We start from the raw sequence: 17113 nt of genomic DNA, 5'->3' as shown, positions 1-17113 counted from the left end.
ATGTTATTTAAATTATCACGTCATAGTATGAAAAAGATGTTAAAAGATTATATGGTTTTACTTATTGGTCTCGTTATTAGTATTAGTATCTTCTACATGTTCCAAACGATGGCAATGAATAGTGAATTTACAAAGGATAATAGTCTTATTAGTAGTATTAGACTCGTATTCTGGGTAGGTGCCATACTATTATCTTTCATTACTGTATTTTATATTATATATGCTAATTCTTTCTTACTCACATTAAGAAGAAAAGAACTCGGTATGTACATGATGCTCGGAGCGAAAAAGAAAAAAGTAGCACAGTTATTATTTATTGAAACATTCGGTATGGGTATTGTCAGTATTATTATCGGGATTTTAGTAGGGATGTTACTAGCAAGTGTAGCAGGAAACTTTTTAATGAATGGAATGGAGATTTCAGCGAAAGGTAGTTACTCATCTGTATATACACCAGCAATCTTAGTTACAGCTATTTTCTTTTTAATACTATTTTTTATTACCGGATTAATGAATAGTGTTCGGTTATTACGTAAAACAGAACTAGAGTTAATTCGTGAAGATGAAACACTAGATGAAGTGAAGAAAAGTAAAACTCGTATTATTATAATGACTGTACTTGGTGTATTACTAGTAAGTACAGGATACTATTTTATGGTAAATATAAAAATGTTTGCTGAAATCGGTTTTATAATAGCGACAATCGTTACAACACTTGGAACATATTTTATCTTTAGTTCGTTGCTCCCATTTTTTGTGATGAAAATTAAAGGGAATAAAAAACGAAATGAAACGGGCTTAAATAGTTTTACATATGCACAGTTACGCTTTCGAGTAAATAGTTTATCGAGAGTATTAGGTACTGTAGCAATGTTAATTGCATTAGGAGCAGGTGCCATGACTGCAGGGATGGCGTTCCAAAAAAATGTAGGTATTATGACAGACTTCTCACGAGTATATGATGTCGTAATTCATGATCCAAATGAACAAGACAAAGCGGCCTTAAAAGAAATGGAAATTGTTGAAGAAAGCAAGTACAAGTATAAAGTAGACGGAGAAGCGGTGTATTACTTACGTAATGACTTAACTGCGAAACCACCACTTGTTTCCGATCACTTTGATACAAAAACTTTAAAAGAGCCTGTTCGTAAACGTGTGGCTGAACCTTTAACTGAACCTGTCTATTCTGCTTTGGAAGCTCCCGAAGCAGCGAATAAGCTTCCTCGCATGCCAAAAGATTGGGAAGATGCAGTTGTAAGAGAAATACAAATTACACATAATCAATTTAACGGAAAACCTGTAAGAATTGCAGACGAAGAGCATTATAAAGGAATTCAAGGAACAGAGCATAGTGTAACATTAGCAAAAGTAGACGATATGAAAAAATATAAACCATTGTTGCTCGATATAGATAAGAGACAAAAAGAATTAATTGAAAAAACAACAGGTACAAAAGTAGACTTATTTACGAAAATGACAATTTATCAGTTTATGAACAGTTTCATGAGTGGAACAATGTTTATGGGATTCTTCCTCGGAATTGCCTTTTTAGCAATGATGGCAAGTTCGCTTATGTTCAAAATATTAACGGGTGCTTCTCGTGATGTACGCCGTTATGAAATGTTACGAAAAATCGGTGTGAGACGTAGTATGTTAACCAAAAGTATATATAAAGAAATTTCATATTTATTTATCTTCCCAGCGATTATTGGAATTTCCCACGTGTTAGTAGGGCTAAACTTATTCAGCTTTATATTAGTTGACCCGTTTGTAAAAGTGTGGGTGCCGATTGGGATTTTCTTAGTCATTTATTTCATCTATTACTGGATAACAGTCCAACTTTATAAAGGTATGGTAATGCCGAAAGAAGAAGTAGCGAAATAGTTTAAGAGAAGAGTCCTTGTTTAGAAAACAAGGACTCTTTTTATTTGTAATACATTGTGACAAAACCTTCCTATTATTAATGTATTGAAAATTAAGGGAATATTAAGGGGTTATGTAGTGGAAAGTTAAGAAGTGTATGGGATATTAAGAATGTACAAAAGGTTAAGATGAAATTAGAGAGAGCAATTGTTATATATTCATATTATTTTCAGGTAGTTTTACAGAACTAAATTGATATTTTTATAAATTTAAAAGAAAGGAAACGACTTATGAAGAAGGTGAAAAAATTAATAAAATTTATTGGAGCCATCACTACACTATTATTAATTGTAGCACTAGTATTTCCTACATGGACCTCGCAAATAAAAGGGAAAAACAGTATAAGTACGTTAGAACAGGTAGAGGTTAATGGAAGTAGTCATGAAATAATGATACGCGGCCAAGATAAGAACAATCCGGTCATTATTTTTGTACATGGTGGACCAGGTACTTCAGAAATACCATATGCTCAAAAATACCAAGTCGTATTGGAGGAGAAATTCACAGTTGTTAATTACGATCAAAGAGCAAGTGGGAAATCGTATCATTTCTTTGAAGATTATTCGAACCTTTCATCAGACCTACTAGTAGAGGATTTATTAGCAATGACAGATTATGTTTCAAAACGTCTCGGCAAAGAAAAGGTAATATTAATTGGTCATTCTTACGGTACATATATCGGAATGCAAGCTGCCAATAAAGCCCCTGAAAAATACGAAGCATATGTTGGCATAGGGCAGATGAGTGATACAGTAGAAAGTGAAATGGATAGTTTACATTTTGTAATTGACCAAGCAAAAAATGCAGGGAATGAAGATGAAGTTGCATATTTAAAAGGGTTGACTGAAAAAATTAAAAATGGCGATACATACACTCCGCGAAATTATGTTGCGAAATACGGTGGAACATCAAGGCTCATTGAAAATCCAGATGGTGATAATATCGGGATGTTATTCAGTAATGAATATAACTTGTTAGACGTAATTCGTTATAACGTTGGATTATCACATTCTCAAACTGTATTATTGGAAAAAGATTTGAAAAATCCATTGCCTACTAAAGTAACTAAGCTGAAGCTACCGTTTTATTTTCTCATGGGGAAATATGACTATAACACTTCATTTCATGCAGCAAAAACATATTTTGATACGATTGAAGCAGATCAAAAAGGATTTATTACTTTTGAGAAATCAGCCCATTATCCACAATTTGAAGAGAAAGAAAAATTTTATGAGTGGATGTCCGATACATTCGTAAAATAAATAAAGTGTATCCGAACTATAGAGAATTAAAAAAGTTAGCGAGATATATCATTATATGAAGCGAAGTTAAATAAAAAAGACTCTTGTATAAAAACAAGAGTCTTTTTTTGAATGTTCTCTATACAGAAGGAAAAGATTGAATAATGGTCGAAAAAGATAATATAACTTCCAATAAATGACTGAAACAATAAAATCTTGTCGATAGAAAGGGTATGAAGTATGAAAGAAATGCTACAGTTATTTCGCAACAAAGTGTATGCGCGTTTTTTTCTAGCAAATATTTTAGAGCGACTTGGTTCTATGATTGCTGGAATTTCTTTAATGTTTTACTTGTTAGATCAATACGGAAAACAACCAGTTTACGCAACGATGACACAAATTATGATGGCATTACCTGCATTAATCTTTTTTCTATTAGTAGGGACAGTAGTGGATCGTTTTGATAGACAACGTATTTGTACGGTAAGTAACATATGTTGTTCGCTATGTAATATCGGCATCCTAATTTCGCTTTATTACGGGATGATTATACTCGTCTTTATATTTTTATTTTTGGAAAATGCATGTATACAATTTTTCTCCCCATCAGAACAGTCGATGATACAGGGAGTAGTTGAATCCGACCAATACGGTGCAGCAGCAGGTGTGAATCAAATGGTAAATAGTTTGTATGCTTTGTTTGGTGTAGGAATTGCAACGATGGTGTACTGGACTTTTGGAATATACGGGAGTATTTTAGTAAATACGCTCACTTTTATTATGAGTGGTGTTTTGATTCAAACGATCTCCATTCCAGAAAAAGTGCGTTTGCCAAATGGTAGAATAAAATGGAAGGAAGTTAATTTGAAGATGTTAATAACAGAGTTTCAAGGAGGGATCAAGTATATATACCAAAATGAAACTTTAAAAAAATTACTTTTAGGATTTATCGTATTTGGTTTATTAAATGGTATTTTAAGTGTATCTACTACTTACATATTAAAATACAAATTAGCACCAGCAACGTATGAAAGTCTAGCGATGGTGGGTGGTGTAGTTGGAGGGATTTCATTACTAATTGGAAGTATAGTAGCAACAAGTATAGGTAAGAAATATGCACCCAAGCCTATTATTGTCTTTGGTATGGCAGGCTCAGGGGTCTTTTTCGGTATGTGTTACTTTGTAAACCACGTATGGTCTTTTTATGTATGTATCGCTTTTGCGACTTTCTTTTTACCGTTTATTAATGTTGCAATTATGGGCTGGATGTATGAAATTGTAGAAGAATCATTCATGGGACGTGTTCAAAGTTTACTTAGTCCATTAACGACAGGATTCCAGCTGTTATCTCTCGGTGCGATAGCGATGTTGTTCCCGAAATGGATTAGTGCAGATACGTTGTTTATTATTTTATTTGGTTTATTATTTTTTGTTACGTGTTTATATCAAGCCATTTTACCTAGTGGGAAGAAACGCGTGCAAGGTATAGCTGAAGAGATGTAATATATGTGGTTTTTGGTTTCTGAATATTCTATCGTATGGTAAGGGGAAATCGTTATGTTGATGCGAATTGCTAAATGGTGTGGGGTTACTTGTTTACAACTAGTAGCTGCAATTCTATGTATAATCTGTCTAGGTGCGCTGCCACGTTTATTTAAGGGATTGCAAATAGATTCAATTGGTTTTTGGAACACGATTGTATTACTTGGAGAAAAGTTACTGCAACCGGGTGAAATTACATATGGATTTCGAGACTCAAGAAAACTATTTCCGCAAATATGGATTCATTATTTTGAAACAATGATTGTATTTCTATCAGCATTTTTACTTTCTTTGTTTATAGCGTATATACTTGTCGTTTGGGTATTGCAGCGTTCTCATATGAAACAGAAAATGTGGAACGGGATTTTTCTTACGCTTGAGAGTATACCGGATATATTACTTATTTTATTATCACAGCTTCTTGTCGTAATTATGTTTCAAAAAACAGGATTTATGCCAGTCAAACTGGCTGGATTAGGGGAAGAAAGGATACGTTTGTTACCAATTATATGTCTTACAATACCAACTACATTATTGTTTATTAAACTTTTGTTGTTACGGTTTAAAGAAGAATTAGAGAAAGATTATAGTTTATTTGCCAAGAGTAAAGGACTAAGCTTACGGCATATTTTGACACATCATATTTCAAGAAATGTTTTATTGACGACAATTTATTATGCGAAAACAAATATTTTATTTATGCTTTCAAATTTATATATTATCGAATGGATTTTCAATACATATGGAATGTTTGTTTTTGTAAAAGAAAATTCGAAATTAGAAATATTTACGGTGAGTTTAATTATATTATACGTACCGCTTTTTATACTATTTCGTATATTACATACGCTTTTAAAAAATGTTATAAAGGAGCGTGCGTGATATGTGGGGAATTGCAAAAAGAGATGTAAGATTTTGGATCGGTGTTACTTTTTTAAGTGTACTTATGGTTGTTAGTATTGGGAATACGTTGTTTTTCGACGGGAATATTCGCGAACTAACGATGATGTATAACGAAAAAGGAGAACTAGAGGCTGCTCCGTTTTCACCGTCGAGTAAATTTTGGTTCGGAAGTGATGAGAAAGGACGCGACCTTTTCCAGTTAATAATAGAAGGAGCGAAATGGACAGTTGGAGCGAGTATAATTATAGCGATTTTACGAGTTATAGTTGGAGGGGGAATTGGTTTACTTCTTGGTATGTATGGTAAACGTTCTTTTCCAGTTATTTCATCCTTTTTTGATCCTTTTAGTATTGTACCGATGGTTATGATTTCTTATTTTATGTTAAATGAAGTTTTAACGTTTGGTAGTGGAGCAGAAGTTGTGCCGTTATATTTGCGTGTGGCATTTCAAATTATAGTTCTTGTATGTCTTGCTGTACCGACGGTTATGTTGTATGTAGCGCAAGAAGTAAAGCGTATTAAGAAAGAAGAATTTATGTTGGCAGCTACTGTGCTCGGCGGAAGTAAGTGGCATAGGTTGAAGCGCCATATATGGCCGCATATGTTACCATCATTTCTTTTATTAGTAGCTCAACAATTTGTAAGTGTACTATTACTTCTTTTGCATCTTGGATTACTTAAGTTGTTTTTTGGAGGAACAATATTATTTGGATTAGATGCAGATAGTGTAACAAAGGAATGGACTGGCCTAATTGGTCAAAACTTCCGCCATTTAACTACACATACATGGATTGTACTTATACCAATTACTTTTTATAGCATGACAATTTTAGCGGGAAATCTAGTTAGTAATAGTATGCAAGATGCGATTAAACTAGGAAATGTAAGAATGCCTAGGAGCAAAGATAAAGAAATGAAGGAAGAGAAACAATTACAACATACTTTGAATGATTTTTCATTCTATAAAGAGATACAAAAATAAAGTAAGATAGCTGAAGACAAATTGTTTTCAGCTATCTTTTTTTGTTTATAGTGGTGGTAAATCAATCTTACCTTCTTCAAATAATTCTTTTATCATATGTTTCGTATAACCAGCTGCTTGACCAAATGTGATTTTTGCTGGCATTGGTGCTTCATTTGCATCTACAACTACATCGATAATACATGGTTTATTTTGTTTTACCGCACTTTCGAAAGCAGGAAGTAGTTCATCTAAATTTTCAACGCGGTATCCAATACCTCCGCACGCCTCTGCGTATTTTGCGAAATCAGGGTTTGTTAAGTCTGTACCAAATTCGATATTACCCATAACTTCTTGTTCAAATTTAATCATGGCGATTTTATTATTATTTAAAACGACAACAACGATTGATAGTTTATATTTAACAGCTGTTACGAAGTCGTTCATTGTCATTCCAAAACCACCGTCACCACAAACTGCAAACACTTGTTTATCCGGGAAAGCAATTTTTCCAGCAAGTGCTCCAGGTAAACCGCAGCCAAGAGTTGCGAGCCAACTAGAAATAATAAATTGCTGGTTTGTCATACGGAAGTGCCTTGCTGTCCATACTGTTACATTTCCGACATCGACTGATAATATTGCATCATCATGAGCTACTTGTTGCAGTGCATGCATAACACGTTGTGGCTTAATTGGAGTAGAAGTATCGTCTTCTTGATCGTGTAATTTTTCCTCCCACTTTTTCATCATTTCTTGATGATGCTCTAAGAAGGAATGGTCCTCGTGTTTTTCTACATTTTCAATTAACCATTTTAATGTTTTATCAGCATCACCGGCTAAGCCGATATCTGTGGCATAACGTTTTCCGATTTGGGCAGGATCTGTATCGATATGGATTGTTTTTGCTTTTTCAGGTAAGAAACCAGTGAACGGATAAGAAGTACCAACCATAATTAAAGTATCCGCATGTTTCATTGCATCATAAGAAGGTTTCGTTCCAATTAATCCTAATCCACCAATACAAAGTGGATGTTCATCAGGGATAATTCCTTTAGCTGGTAATGTAAGTACGATTGGAGCACCAATATGTTCTGCAAATGAAAGTAAGGATTCTCTCGCATGTTTCGCACCTTTTCCAGCTAAAATAACAGGCTTTTTCGCTTCATTTATTGCGAGTTTGGCAGCATGTAAATCTTCCTCTTGCGGAAATAACTCAGGTAATGTAAAAGAAGTATTTGTAACACGAGCACCACTTTTTACTTCGAATTTCGGAACATCATCTGGAATTGTAAGAACAGATACGCCTTTTTTCGTATAAGCCATTCGAATCGCTTGATTTACGACAGCAGGTAGCTGTTCTGCTGACATAATGCGCTGGTTATAAACCGCGACATCATCGAACAATCTTTCTAAGTTTACTTCTTGGAAAAAATCCGTACCGAGTAAATCTGTTTCTACTTGGCCTGAAATTGCTAGAACAGGGGCTTTATCGAGTTTGGCATCATATAAACCATTTAATAAATGAATAGCACCGGGCCCTGCGATTGCCATACAAACGCCGAGTTTTCCAGTTAACTTAGCATAGGCAGCTGCTGCTAATGCACCAGCTTCTTCATGGCGAACTTGAATGAATTTGATTTTATCTTGTTTTTTTCTTAAAGCTTCAATAATAGAATTGATGGAATCTCCAGGCATTCCGTATATGTGTTCTACTCCCCAGTCAATTAATAGGTCAACTAGTGCTTCACCGGCTGTTTTTCCAAACATAATTTTTCCTCCTTATAAGTAGGTAGATACTATTATGTTTTGAAGAAAAAGGAAAAATATACAAATGATAAAATATATTAGTTTTAATGATGACCAGTAAATAGTGTAAATACTGTTATTAGTAAAAATCCACTAGTTGCCCATGTTAAAAATGAAAGGGAAGAGAGCTGTTTCTTAGCTTTCCAAAGCATTTCATGAATTGTTACATAGCCAAGTGAACCGATAGCACTCCCCATAATCAGCCCTTGTAAATGTAGGGCTTTTCCTTCCATCAAAATACCAAAAACAGTACCAGTACCGAGAATAAGAGAAAGTAATAGAGTTGTTAATAAAAATGAAATATATTTATGCTTTGTAAAGAGAAAGGGGATAATTAAAGCTAATCCTTCTGGAATATGATGAACTACAATTGCTATTAAAAAAGGAATGGCAGAGTCAGCATGATTAATAAAAGCTGTACCTAAAGCAAAGCCACTCGGCAAATTATGAATAAATATAGCAAAAGAAAGAAAAAGGAAAGTTTGCCATGCTTGTTGATCTTTTTTATGTATCGTTGGATGATGACAATAGTTATCTAATAAGCTCATAACTAAAATACCAATAGCTATACCAAGTATAGGCCCAATTATTTCATAGCTTGTAAAGGTTTCAGGAATAATTTCAAGGGATAATAGACCGAGCAAAATTCCGCCACATAAGGCGTATAAACGATGCATTTTTTCTTCAATTAGCTGGCGAGTAGCAATGCCAACAGCACCGCCTAATAGTAATCCACCGAATGAAAAAAACGTAACAATCATTGGAATCCATAATCGTTCCATAGTATCACACTCCGATTCTTCCACTTATTTTTAGCTTACGAAAAGGAAAGTTAGATTAGTCCAAGTAATTGTGTTTGATTATAGAGAAAAAACTAATAATTCGTTATAATTTATATATAAAATTAAGTGGAAATATGAAATGGGGAATAAGTTTGCAAACAAAATGGAGTCTATCTGAATATGAAAATCCAAAACGATATGATGTAGAAAATAAAAGTTTGTCAGATTTTCCGTTTTTACTATCATGGGCACAAAGACTAAATATACAAAATGAATGGATTCTAGATATTGCTTGTGGAACAGGAAGAGTTACAATTCCCTTTATAGAAAACGGGTATCAAATGATTGGTGTAGATATACATGAAGGGATGCTTGCTGAAGCAAAGAAAAAAGCTAAGAATTGTAATAAGGTTAAATGGTTACAACAAGACTGTTTACAATTAAGCATTGATGAAATGATTCCGTTAGCATTTATGGTTGGCCATGGATTTCAGCATTTTCTTACGAATACAGATCAAAATAAGTTATTAACATCTATACATCATGTGTTAGCTGACAATGGTATATTTATATTTGATACACGTTTTCCTTCTAAAGAAGAATTAATACAACCATTTACAGAAGAATACTGGACAACTATTAGTGATGAAAAGGGAAGAAAATGTGATTTATATACTGAAATGACATACGATTCAATTCAGCAAATACAGCACTATATAACAGCAAGAAGGTTTTATGAGGATGATGTGATAGTAGAGGAAATGAAAACAACAATTGATCTTCGCTATACGTATCCGCAGGAGTTAGAAAGATTATTAGTAGCGAATGGTTTTGAATTATTACATATATATAATGATTGGGAAGGAAATGAGTTAGGGGAAGACTGCTATTCTATGGTAGTAGTTTGCCGGAAGAAAAAATAGTGTTATTTTAAAAATATGAGTGTAAAAAGCTTTTAAGGAGAGAAAAAGATGTCTTGGTACTTAGATAATGTTTATGAATTAAATAAAGGAGCACCATATACTTTCTATCTACCTAGCTCAGAAGTGTTGGAGAAATTAAAGGTTGGAGATTTGGTGAAGCTAATTTTTGTATCTAAAAATGAGGAAGAAGATGGGTTTCATGGCGAAAGAATGTGGGTAGTAATCACTGAAAGAAATGAGAAGAAGTTTGTAGGGGAACTGGACAATGATCCGTATCGTTTAGATTTAAAAATAGGTGATAAAATTTCATTTGGAATCGAAAATATATGTGATACGGAATATGATGATCCAGCTTCAAGTGATTGGGATTTTTATTTTGATACGAAGGTAATTGTTAGTGATGATGTACTTGAAAAAAGAGAATTTAACTTTATGCTTAGAGATAATCCAACAGCAGAGGGCGATCCAGGTTGGTCAATTTTAAGTGGCTATGAAAGTGATGACTATGTCAATAATCCTAAAAACTTTCAAATTATTTCAATTGGAGTCATTTTGAATATAGATGATTCTATTTTAAACTTTCTTGAGGAACCACCTTTATGTGCATATGAAAGAAATGATGAAGGTAGATTCTATAAAATTAAAGACTATGATTGGAATGCATATTTAGATGGATAGGAGAATGTACTATGTTGTAAAGAAAAGTACATTTTGTTTCGGAATCATATTAACGTTATTTTTAAGTGGATGTATCAGTTTTGGTAAAGAAACTACAGATACAATTTACGTAATTCCTGAAGAATATGAAGGGGATTTAATTGTTTTATATAACGTACCTGGTGCTGAATTGTTACCAAAAGAAGAAGAGTTTAGTGTTGTCACTTTCGCAGCTGACGGTACTGCTGTTACATCTACAAAAGATATGAAATATGGTACAGTGAACGATTTATATTATACAGTAAATAAAGAAGGGGGGCGTACGAAGCTTGATTCTAGCTGTATACGCCTTGCTTCAACTGGAAGTAGAACCGAAAATTCGTGGGAATTTCCACTTGCAAACTTAGAAGTAACTCGTACAGCATGTTCTAAAGAATTTTCGGCAAATGGTAGAGAGGTACCAGAGAACCAAGAGCATCCTGCTGAAAAGAAGATGAGAGATTTAATGCAGCATGTACAAGAACAGTATATGAATAAAGGGAAATAGTTAGTATGTTAGATGGAAGAAATTCATAAGTAGTATAAATTGCAGAGAATAGTAGTAAATGGAGGAACTAATTATGCAACAAATTAAAAAAATAGGAAACTCATTTTGGTATATGACACCTGTTTCTGAAACAGATAGACCTATATTAGGAATGGTCGTTGGACAAGAAAAAACTTTAATGATTGATGCGGGGAATTCAGAAGCACATGCACAATTATTTTTAGAAATGCTAAAAGAACAAAACGTATCAAATCCTGATCTCGTAGCACTAACACATTGGCATTGGGATCATATTTTTGGATTGCCTGTACTACAAAATGCATTAACTATTGCGCATACTGAAACGAAAAAAGAGATGCAGAAACTAGTATCTTATGAATGGACAGATGAAGCATTGGACGCACGCGTAAAAGAGGGTACTGAAATAGAATTTTGTGCAGATTGTATCAAAAAAGAGTTCAGTGAAGAACAAAGAAATATTAAAATTATTCCTCCGACCTTAACGTTCCAGGATCAACTTGAATTAGATCTTGGTGAAGTGACATGCGTGTTAAAACATATAGGCGGAGATCATGCACATGACTCTGTTGTTATGTATATAAAAGAAGAGAAGATATTGTTTTTAGGAGACTGTATATATGCAGATATTTTTTCTTCGAAGTGGAACTATACGACGAAACGAACGTCTAAATTAATAGATGAATTAGAGAAATTTGATGCTGAGACATATATTCTTTCTCATGGGACAGCTATAAATCGGGATGAGTTTTTACAAGAAATGCATTTGCTGAAAACAGTAGGAACATATACAGAAGCTCATAAAGGCGATGAAGAGAACATAAAGGCAGCGTATAAACGAGACGTAGATAGAGAATTAAATGAAGATGAACTAGAAACAATAACGTTTTTTGTAAATGGTTATGAAATGGTGAATCTATAAAACGCAACTTTAATCAGATAACATTAAACTGCACAAAAAGAGTATTGAATTAACTTTCAATACTCTTTTTAATATTAAGTTCCAACCAATTTCTAATTATTTTTACTGTACCATCTGAAGCTACATCATTTTTGGGTTTTCCATATAGATAAGTTTTTAATTAGAGACTTTCTTTGCTAACCCAGTTATATAGTCGAAAAACTCATTGTGGTTTACATCATATACTACATTTACCGGCCGTCCATCAGCAGTTTCCTCTGTACGTCCTTGGCTTGGTCCATATGTATGAACGATACTATTAATCGTTTGAGATTTTGCAAGGCTAGTTTTTCCGACAAGTGCAGCAGTTAATACATCCCATAAATAGTAAGTAGAGTTCGTTGAGAAATGAACGAGGGGAGGAACCATCGCATAGCATTGACCAAGGAAATCAATACCAATATATTTTCGCTCTTTTGCCCAACGTTCACGTATGTCTATAGTTAATGGAACTTGGTTAGTACTTTCTAGTGTCACTAAGTCGATTTCAATTTTTGATTCCCATACACGAGCTACTGCTTCAGGATCCCAGAACGAATTCCACTCACCTGTTCCATCATGTTCTGGCTCATGTACATTGCCGGCAGTACGAAATGTCCCTCCCATCCAAATAAGACGCTCAATTCTTTTTTCGATTACAGGTGCTTCATATAGTGCACGCGCTAAATCGGTAAGAGGACCTGTAAATAATAAAGTTGTTTTCGCTTCAGTTTGTAGTAGGGTTTCAATTAAATGATGATGGGCAGGTTTTGCTGCTACGGGTGTTACAACTTTTCCAGACTCATTTAAAATTGGTAAAGCATCTACATAAAATGCATGCATCCGCCAGTCTTTTGGAAATGGATTTTTTGCACGGGAGTTGGATGCGGATACTTCAATATTTCCTTTGCTGAAGCGATCAATAATTTTGCGACTTGCAGACATTGCTGGTTCCAAATAGCAATCTGCAGGGATAACTGAAACACCGGTAAGTTTAACATTATCCATCTGAAGTAATAAAAATAGTGAAATTAAATCATCTACACCACCATCATGATTGAAGTACACTTTTTTCATCATTGTAATCTCCATCCTATATGATTTAGTTAGAAATTAAACATGAATTGAGGAAAAGTCATCAATAATTTCCACCACTTCAATTTCGCCATTAATGAGTAACTCAGAGAGTTCGTTATTCACATTTCCTTTCCAATATTCTCTAGCTTGTTCAATTTTTTGAGAAAAAGGAATACCATCTTCTTTCGGTAAAAGAGCTCCGTCACCTTCAAAAGAATTACCGATCACTCGTAGTTTAACAATCTGCAAAACTTCTCGATTGTAAGAATCAAATAATGCTTTCCATTTTAAAGCATTTTCATAGCTCCTTGCAGCATATAAACAAGATAATCTTGAAGGGTATTCAGGGAATTCTTGTAGTCTTACCATTTCTACAATCGTTTCTCTAACCGCTCTAATTGTTTGATCCATATAATTCATAACTATTTTAGCATTTTCATTTTTTATATGTAATTCTTCATTTGTATAGTGTTCTTTTAAAATTTGCATAGAATCTTCACCGCTAGAATTTAAATGTTTTCTTTCAAAAAAGAAATGAAATAGAGTATTAGTTTGATTTTTATCGAAATGAATGATTTGTCCGATATTCATTTTTTTATTTGTCACGATATGATATGCGTAAAATTCTTGTGCATTCATGGGTATCCTCCTAGTAGTAATTATCATGTATTGCAAAGTTAAATTTAATAATTCAACATTGTTATATATTAAACCTCTAAAAGTAAAAAAGAGAATATATGATAACGCTTTAAATTTGTTCACAAAATGTTCACTTACGAAGAGGTTTACACAATCGATATAATGACAAAGACTTAAACAGAAAGGATGATAGAAATTGCCAACAACAAGAAAGGAAAGCCTCCAATTCGGTATGATGATGTGCCTCGGGATGGTTATTGTAATGACGTTTTATAATGTATTACTGAATGGAGCAGGAGGACCAATTCATATTAAGGAGATCGCATTAGAACTAGTAATTGGATTCATTATTGCATTATTAATTGAAATATGTATCGTTGGACCTTGTGCGAAAAAAATTGTATTTGCATTACCGTTTGATAAATCGAAAAAAGTAAATGTTATTATTGCAATGGCGACAGCTATGGTAATCGGAATGGTTTTCTTTATGTCTTTTTACGGAATGGCTATGATGTATTTGCATAATGGATTACATGGTGAATCATTCGTTTCCATTTATTTTTCGATTTTCATTAAAAATTTCATTATGGCGTATCCATTGCAATTAATTATTATGGGGCCGCTTGTGCGTTTTTTATTTGGAAAGTTTGTTATGAAGAATAAAACTGTTAATGTAGCGTAGCTTTTATTTGTAAATGTTTATATATGGATGGAACAGCTAAATGCACCTCAGATTTATTGAGGTGTGTTTTTCATGTCCAGTTTTAATTATTTTCATATTGATGTGACATTTGTTTTTTTGTTGTTTTAGTAATTTTTCAATCAGAATATTAAAGGGATAATAGGCTGGAAAATTCAAAAGGGAAAAGTATTAATGATTAGATTATATACATACGAAGAAATTGAAGTTATGATAAAATTGAATTATTTGGAAAATTATCTGGGGGGTGAAAATACCGTATGCAAAAGTTAACTAACAAAGAAGTTGATTACATTTTAAAACAATTAATGATAAATGATTTGAAAGAATTCATACATATTGGAGAAGGTGCATGGCATGAAGTTTATAGAATAAAAACATTTTCAAATCAAGATTTTGTCATAAGGATTAAAAAAGAGAAAGCATATAACCAGCTTCAAACTTACACTAGACAACACCTTCTTACAGAATATGAATCATCTAAAACATATTATAATCAAGCCAACAAATGTATTTGGAGAATATGCCCCACCGAATTTAATTATTTTATTGATGAAGAAATAGTATTTAATGTAGAAAGCTTTATGGGAAGTAGTTTACCGTTACATAGCTTAGGCTATAATAAATCATTATACTTAGGGCAGTTGTTAGGCGAATTTTACAAAGGGATGCACGATAGGGATACTATGCTGAAGGGGTATGGAAATTTAGTATGGAACGAAAATACTATAGAGGGTAAGGAAGCATTAGATATTCAAGAAAAATGGGAGCAAGACAATGACTATTATCTTAAAGCATTAGAAAAGCTAAGTAACTCAGAGTTAACATTCAATCGAAAAAAGGTTGAATTAAAAATACAGAATATCATTTCTATCCGAAGAAAAAGGATACAAAAGATATCTTTGGTTAATCAAGATGTTACCCCTGAGAATATAGTATTTCACCAGGATAATGTTTCCGTTATTGATCCATATCCTAGATTAGATTTTGATATAAAGTATGCTGGTTATTTTTACTTTTGTTATAAACTTCTTCTTCCTTCTTATTCCAACGCTCCAAGATACATAGATAGGGGTTATGAAAGCAGTGTAGACGTATTAAACAGCATAGCAGAGGGCTTTATTAAAGCATATGTAGGTGATGACCACTCTCTATATAAAAGACTAATGGATGAATATTTGTTGTGGATCTTATTAGAAATTCATGAACATTATTTGCTGTTAAAACAAGAGGATTTAAGTTATAAGGTTGAACAGCAAATGGGAAATAAGGATATTCTAAAACAGAGAATGGAAACGTATTTAAAAGAATTGGAGAAATTGATTGAAAATAGCGCTAGAACTTTATAAATTCGCAGAAACATTGACTTCCGGCAACGAGAATTATGTAAATAAGCTGTCCACTGAATTCTCATAGGAAACTGTGATGAGATGAAATTTTTGATTTTGAAGTACTTCAAAATCTTAGCTAGATGACTATGTACCGGTAGCCCATAGTAAAAAGACAGGAACATATTGTACATATCAAATATGTTCCTGTCTTTGATTTTATTAAGTTTAACAACTATGACCTAAATATAAATGTATTGAGATCTTCTTTATTTATTATTTTTTGAACTGTAAATGAACAAACTTCAACATCTTTATTAAGTTTACAATACATATCATAATACGCGTACTTCCATCCCAATCTTTATTTATAGATATATTTTTAAAGAAAGGGGAGCAGCTTAATACTTTTATGTTTGAAGACCATTTTTCTAGTGTCTTTGGATTATTTATATAAAAATACATTAGAGCGCCATTATTACCAGATTTTTTTACTGTAGCATTTGAAAGATTCAGTGCAAATTTTGATTCAGCATCAAAGTATAACTCGCCTCCAGGGAAACGTTTTGACATGGCGACTACGATCTTTTTTAAATCTTCTTCTTTAAAGTAATAGAATACACCTGCTGAAATAAATAGAATACCGTCGTTTGGATTATATTTTATATCGTCAAACCAAGAGATATCAAAAAATGATTTAGCTATACTAGTATTCCTCGGTGTATCTTCAATTAAAGTTTTGCGAAAAGAGATTGCATCAGGCAAATCAAGGTTATACCAATGTATCGTACCGTTATCAATTCTAGAAAAAGTAGTATCTAGTCCGGAACCGATATTTACAATAGTAGCATTTGGATGTTTTATAATAAATTTTTTTATAGTATCATCAATTTTTCGTGCGCGAGTAATGTATGTGATGCATCCGTATTCACCAAATGTATTTGCAATTGAGGAGAAGTTAAAATCACATTCTTTAATAATACGAATAGCCTCAGTATCATCTAAAATATCTTTATTTTTCTCACTGCCAAACGCACGTCCCCATAGCGGAATAAGCATTGTACCTTGTACTGAATGTATATCTATTTCTTTGACCATGAAACTTCCTCCGTTTAATAAAAGTTAC

The 17113-nt window shown here is 33.1% G+C and carries 16 protein-coding genes; 11 read left to right on the top strand and 5 right to left on the bottom strand.

Annotated features, from left to right (window positions below; translation table 11 throughout):
• The 5 genes from ACXY7N_RS00820 to ACXY7N_RS00800 all read left to right on the top strand — a co-directional run bounded on the left by ACXY7N_RS00820 (position 1) and on the right by ACXY7N_RS00800 (position 6591).
• Entirely contained in the window at positions 1-1884 is a 1884-nt protein-coding gene (locus ACXY7N_RS00820; RefSeq protein ID WP_016087947.1) for an FtsX-like permease family protein, read from the top strand.
• 269 nt (positions 1885-2153) lie between these two features.
• Positions 2154-3185, top strand: coding sequence for an alpha/beta fold hydrolase (locus ACXY7N_RS00815; protein WP_016134445.1), 1032 nt, complete (start codon positions 2154-2156; stop codon positions 3183-3185).
• 219 nt (positions 3186-3404) lie between these two features.
• The gene (locus ACXY7N_RS00810) at positions 3405-4667 is read left to right on the top strand and encodes an MFS transporter (RefSeq protein WP_016134446.1); all 1263 of its coding nucleotides are present in this window, start codon (positions 3405-3407) and stop codon (positions 4665-4667) included.
• Positions 4668-4721: 54 nt separating this feature from the next.
• On the top strand, positions 4722-5588 hold the full coding sequence (locus tag ACXY7N_RS00805) for an ABC transporter permease subunit (RefSeq protein ID WP_098485711.1): 867 nt from the start codon (positions 4722-4724) through the stop codon (positions 5586-5588).
• A gap of 1 nt (position 5589) precedes the next feature.
• Positions 5590-6591: an ABC transporter permease subunit gene (locus ACXY7N_RS00800; protein WP_098485712.1), complete on the top strand. Its 1002-nt coding sequence runs from the start codon at positions 5590-5592 to the stop codon at positions 6589-6591.
• 45 nt (positions 6592-6636) lie between these two features.
• On the opposite strand, the gene ACXY7N_RS00795 is transcribed toward ACXY7N_RS00800, so the two are convergent.
• On the bottom strand, positions 6637-8337 hold the full coding sequence (locus tag ACXY7N_RS00795; protein ID WP_488592230.1) for a pyruvate oxidase: 1701 nt from the start codon (positions 8335-8337) through the stop codon (positions 6637-6639).
• A gap of 83 nt (positions 8338-8420) precedes the next feature.
• Positions 8421-9158 (bottom strand): ZIP family metal transporter, encoded by a 738-nt coding sequence (locus ACXY7N_RS00790; protein WP_016087940.1) that lies wholly within the window; start codon positions 9156-9158, stop codon positions 8421-8423.
• A 134-nt stretch (positions 9159-9292) separates the two neighbouring features.
• On the opposite strand from ACXY7N_RS00790, the gene ACXY7N_RS00785 reads away from it, so the two are divergent.
• The 4 genes from ACXY7N_RS00785 (at position 9293) to ACXY7N_RS00770 (ending at position 12225) form a co-directional block, all read left to right on the top strand.
• On the top strand, positions 9293-10081 hold the full coding sequence (locus tag ACXY7N_RS00785) for a class I SAM-dependent methyltransferase (RefSeq protein ID WP_488592229.1): 789 nt from the start codon (positions 9293-9295) through the stop codon (positions 10079-10081).
• Between the two features lie 48 nt (positions 10082-10129).
• Positions 10130-10759, top strand: coding sequence for an immunity protein Imm33 domain-containing protein (locus ACXY7N_RS00780; protein ID WP_016134450.1), 630 nt, complete (start codon positions 10130-10132; stop codon positions 10757-10759).
• Positions 10752-11285 (top strand): DUF6843 domain-containing protein, encoded by a 534-nt coding sequence (locus ACXY7N_RS00775; RefSeq protein ID WP_033659690.1) that lies wholly within the window; start codon positions 10752-10754, stop codon positions 11283-11285. The genes ACXY7N_RS00780 and ACXY7N_RS00775 overlap by 8 nt, the downstream gene beginning before the upstream one ends.
• A gap of 73 nt (positions 11286-11358) precedes the next feature.
• The gene (locus tag ACXY7N_RS00770) at positions 11359-12225 is read left to right on the top strand and encodes an MBL fold metallo-hydrolase (protein WP_016087936.1); all 867 of its coding nucleotides are present in this window, start codon (positions 11359-11361) and stop codon (positions 12223-12225) included.
• 156 nt (positions 12226-12381) lie between these two features.
• On the opposite strand, the gene ACXY7N_RS00765 is transcribed toward ACXY7N_RS00770, so the two are convergent.
• Entirely contained in the window at positions 12382-13323 is a 942-nt protein-coding gene (locus tag ACXY7N_RS00765; protein ID WP_488592228.1) for a nucleoside hydrolase, read from the bottom strand.
• A gap of 33 nt (positions 13324-13356) precedes the next feature.
• Positions 13357-13959 (bottom strand): DUF2441 domain-containing protein, encoded by a 603-nt coding sequence (locus ACXY7N_RS00760; RefSeq protein ID WP_016134453.1) that lies wholly within the window; start codon positions 13957-13959, stop codon positions 13357-13359.
• Between the two features lie 196 nt (positions 13960-14155).
• Here ACXY7N_RS00760 and ACXY7N_RS00755 point away from each other — a divergent pair, with 196 nt between their 5' ends.
• Together ACXY7N_RS00755 and ACXY7N_RS00750 are read left to right on the top strand one after the other, a co-directional pair.
• The gene (locus ACXY7N_RS00755; RefSeq protein WP_016087933.1) at positions 14156-14641 is read left to right on the top strand and encodes a DUF2798 domain-containing protein; all 486 of its coding nucleotides are present in this window, start codon (positions 14156-14158) and stop codon (positions 14639-14641) included.
• A gap of 278 nt (positions 14642-14919) precedes the next feature.
• Positions 14920-16008, top strand: a complete 1089-nt coding sequence (locus ACXY7N_RS00750; RefSeq protein ID WP_088084210.1) for a hypothetical protein — start codon at positions 14920-14922, stop codon at positions 16006-16008.
• Between the two features lie 255 nt (positions 16009-16263).
• On the opposite strand, the gene ACXY7N_RS00745 is transcribed toward ACXY7N_RS00750, so the two are convergent.
• Positions 16264-17085, bottom strand: coding sequence for a class I SAM-dependent methyltransferase (locus ACXY7N_RS00745; RefSeq protein WP_016134455.1), 822 nt, complete (start codon positions 17083-17085; stop codon positions 16264-16266).
• Positions 17086-17113 lie beyond the last annotated feature (28 nt).

The organism is Bacillus sp. 5w2 (assembly GCF_054353775.1).
This window is presented reverse-complemented; position numbering and strand designations above follow the sequence as displayed.

Bases quoted from the DNA above. Each gene is read 5' to 3' on its own strand.
- ACXY7N_RS00780 (WP_016134450.1), top strand. From the start codon at position 10,130: ATGTCTTGGTACTTAGATAATGTTTATGAATTAAATAAAGGAGCACCA.
- ACXY7N_RS00785 (WP_488592229.1), top strand. From the start codon at position 9,293: ATGAAATGGGGAATAAGTTTGCAAACAAAATGGAGTCTATCTGAATAT.
- ACXY7N_RS00745 (WP_016134455.1), bottom strand. From the start codon at position 17,085: ATGGTCAAAGAAATAGATATACATTCAGTACAAGGTACAATGCTTATT.
- ACXY7N_RS00815 (WP_016134445.1), top strand. From the start codon at position 2,154: ATGAAGAAGGTGAAAAAATTAATAAAATTTATTGGAGCCATCACTACA.
- ACXY7N_RS00805 (WP_098485711.1), top strand. From the start codon at position 4,722: ATGTTGATGCGAATTGCTAAATGGTGTGGGGTTACTTGTTTACAACTA.
- ACXY7N_RS00760 (WP_016134453.1), bottom strand. From the start codon at position 13,959: ATGAATGCACAAGAATTTTACGCATATCATATCGTGACAAATAAAAAA.
- ACXY7N_RS00795 (WP_488592230.1), bottom strand. From the start codon at position 8,337: ATGTTTGGAAAAACAGCCGGTGAAGCACTAGTTGACCTATTAATTGAC.
- ACXY7N_RS00810 (WP_016134446.1), top strand. From the start codon at position 3,405: ATGAAAGAAATGCTACAGTTATTTCGCAACAAAGTGTATGCGCGTTTT.
- ACXY7N_RS00800 (WP_098485712.1), top strand. From the start codon at position 5,590: ATGTGGGGAATTGCAAAAAGAGATGTAAGATTTTGGATCGGTGTTACT.
- ACXY7N_RS00775 (WP_033659690.1), top strand. From the start codon at position 10,752: ATGGATAGGAGAATGTACTATGTTGTAAAGAAAAGTACATTTTGTTTC.
- ACXY7N_RS00820 (WP_016087947.1), top strand. From the start codon at position 1: ATGTTATTTAAATTATCACGTCATAGTATGAAAAAGATGTTAAAAGAT.
- ACXY7N_RS00770 (WP_016087936.1), top strand. From the start codon at position 11,359: ATGCAACAAATTAAAAAAATAGGAAACTCATTTTGGTATATGACACCT.
- ACXY7N_RS00790 (WP_016087940.1), bottom strand. From the start codon at position 9,158: ATGGAACGATTATGGATTCCAATGATTGTTACGTTTTTTTCATTCGGT.
- ACXY7N_RS00750 (WP_088084210.1), top strand. From the start codon at position 14,920: ATGCAAAAGTTAACTAACAAAGAAGTTGATTACATTTTAAAACAATTA.
- ACXY7N_RS00765 (WP_488592228.1), bottom strand. From the start codon at position 13,323: ATGATGAAAAAAGTGTACTTCAATCATGATGGTGGTGTAGATGATTTA.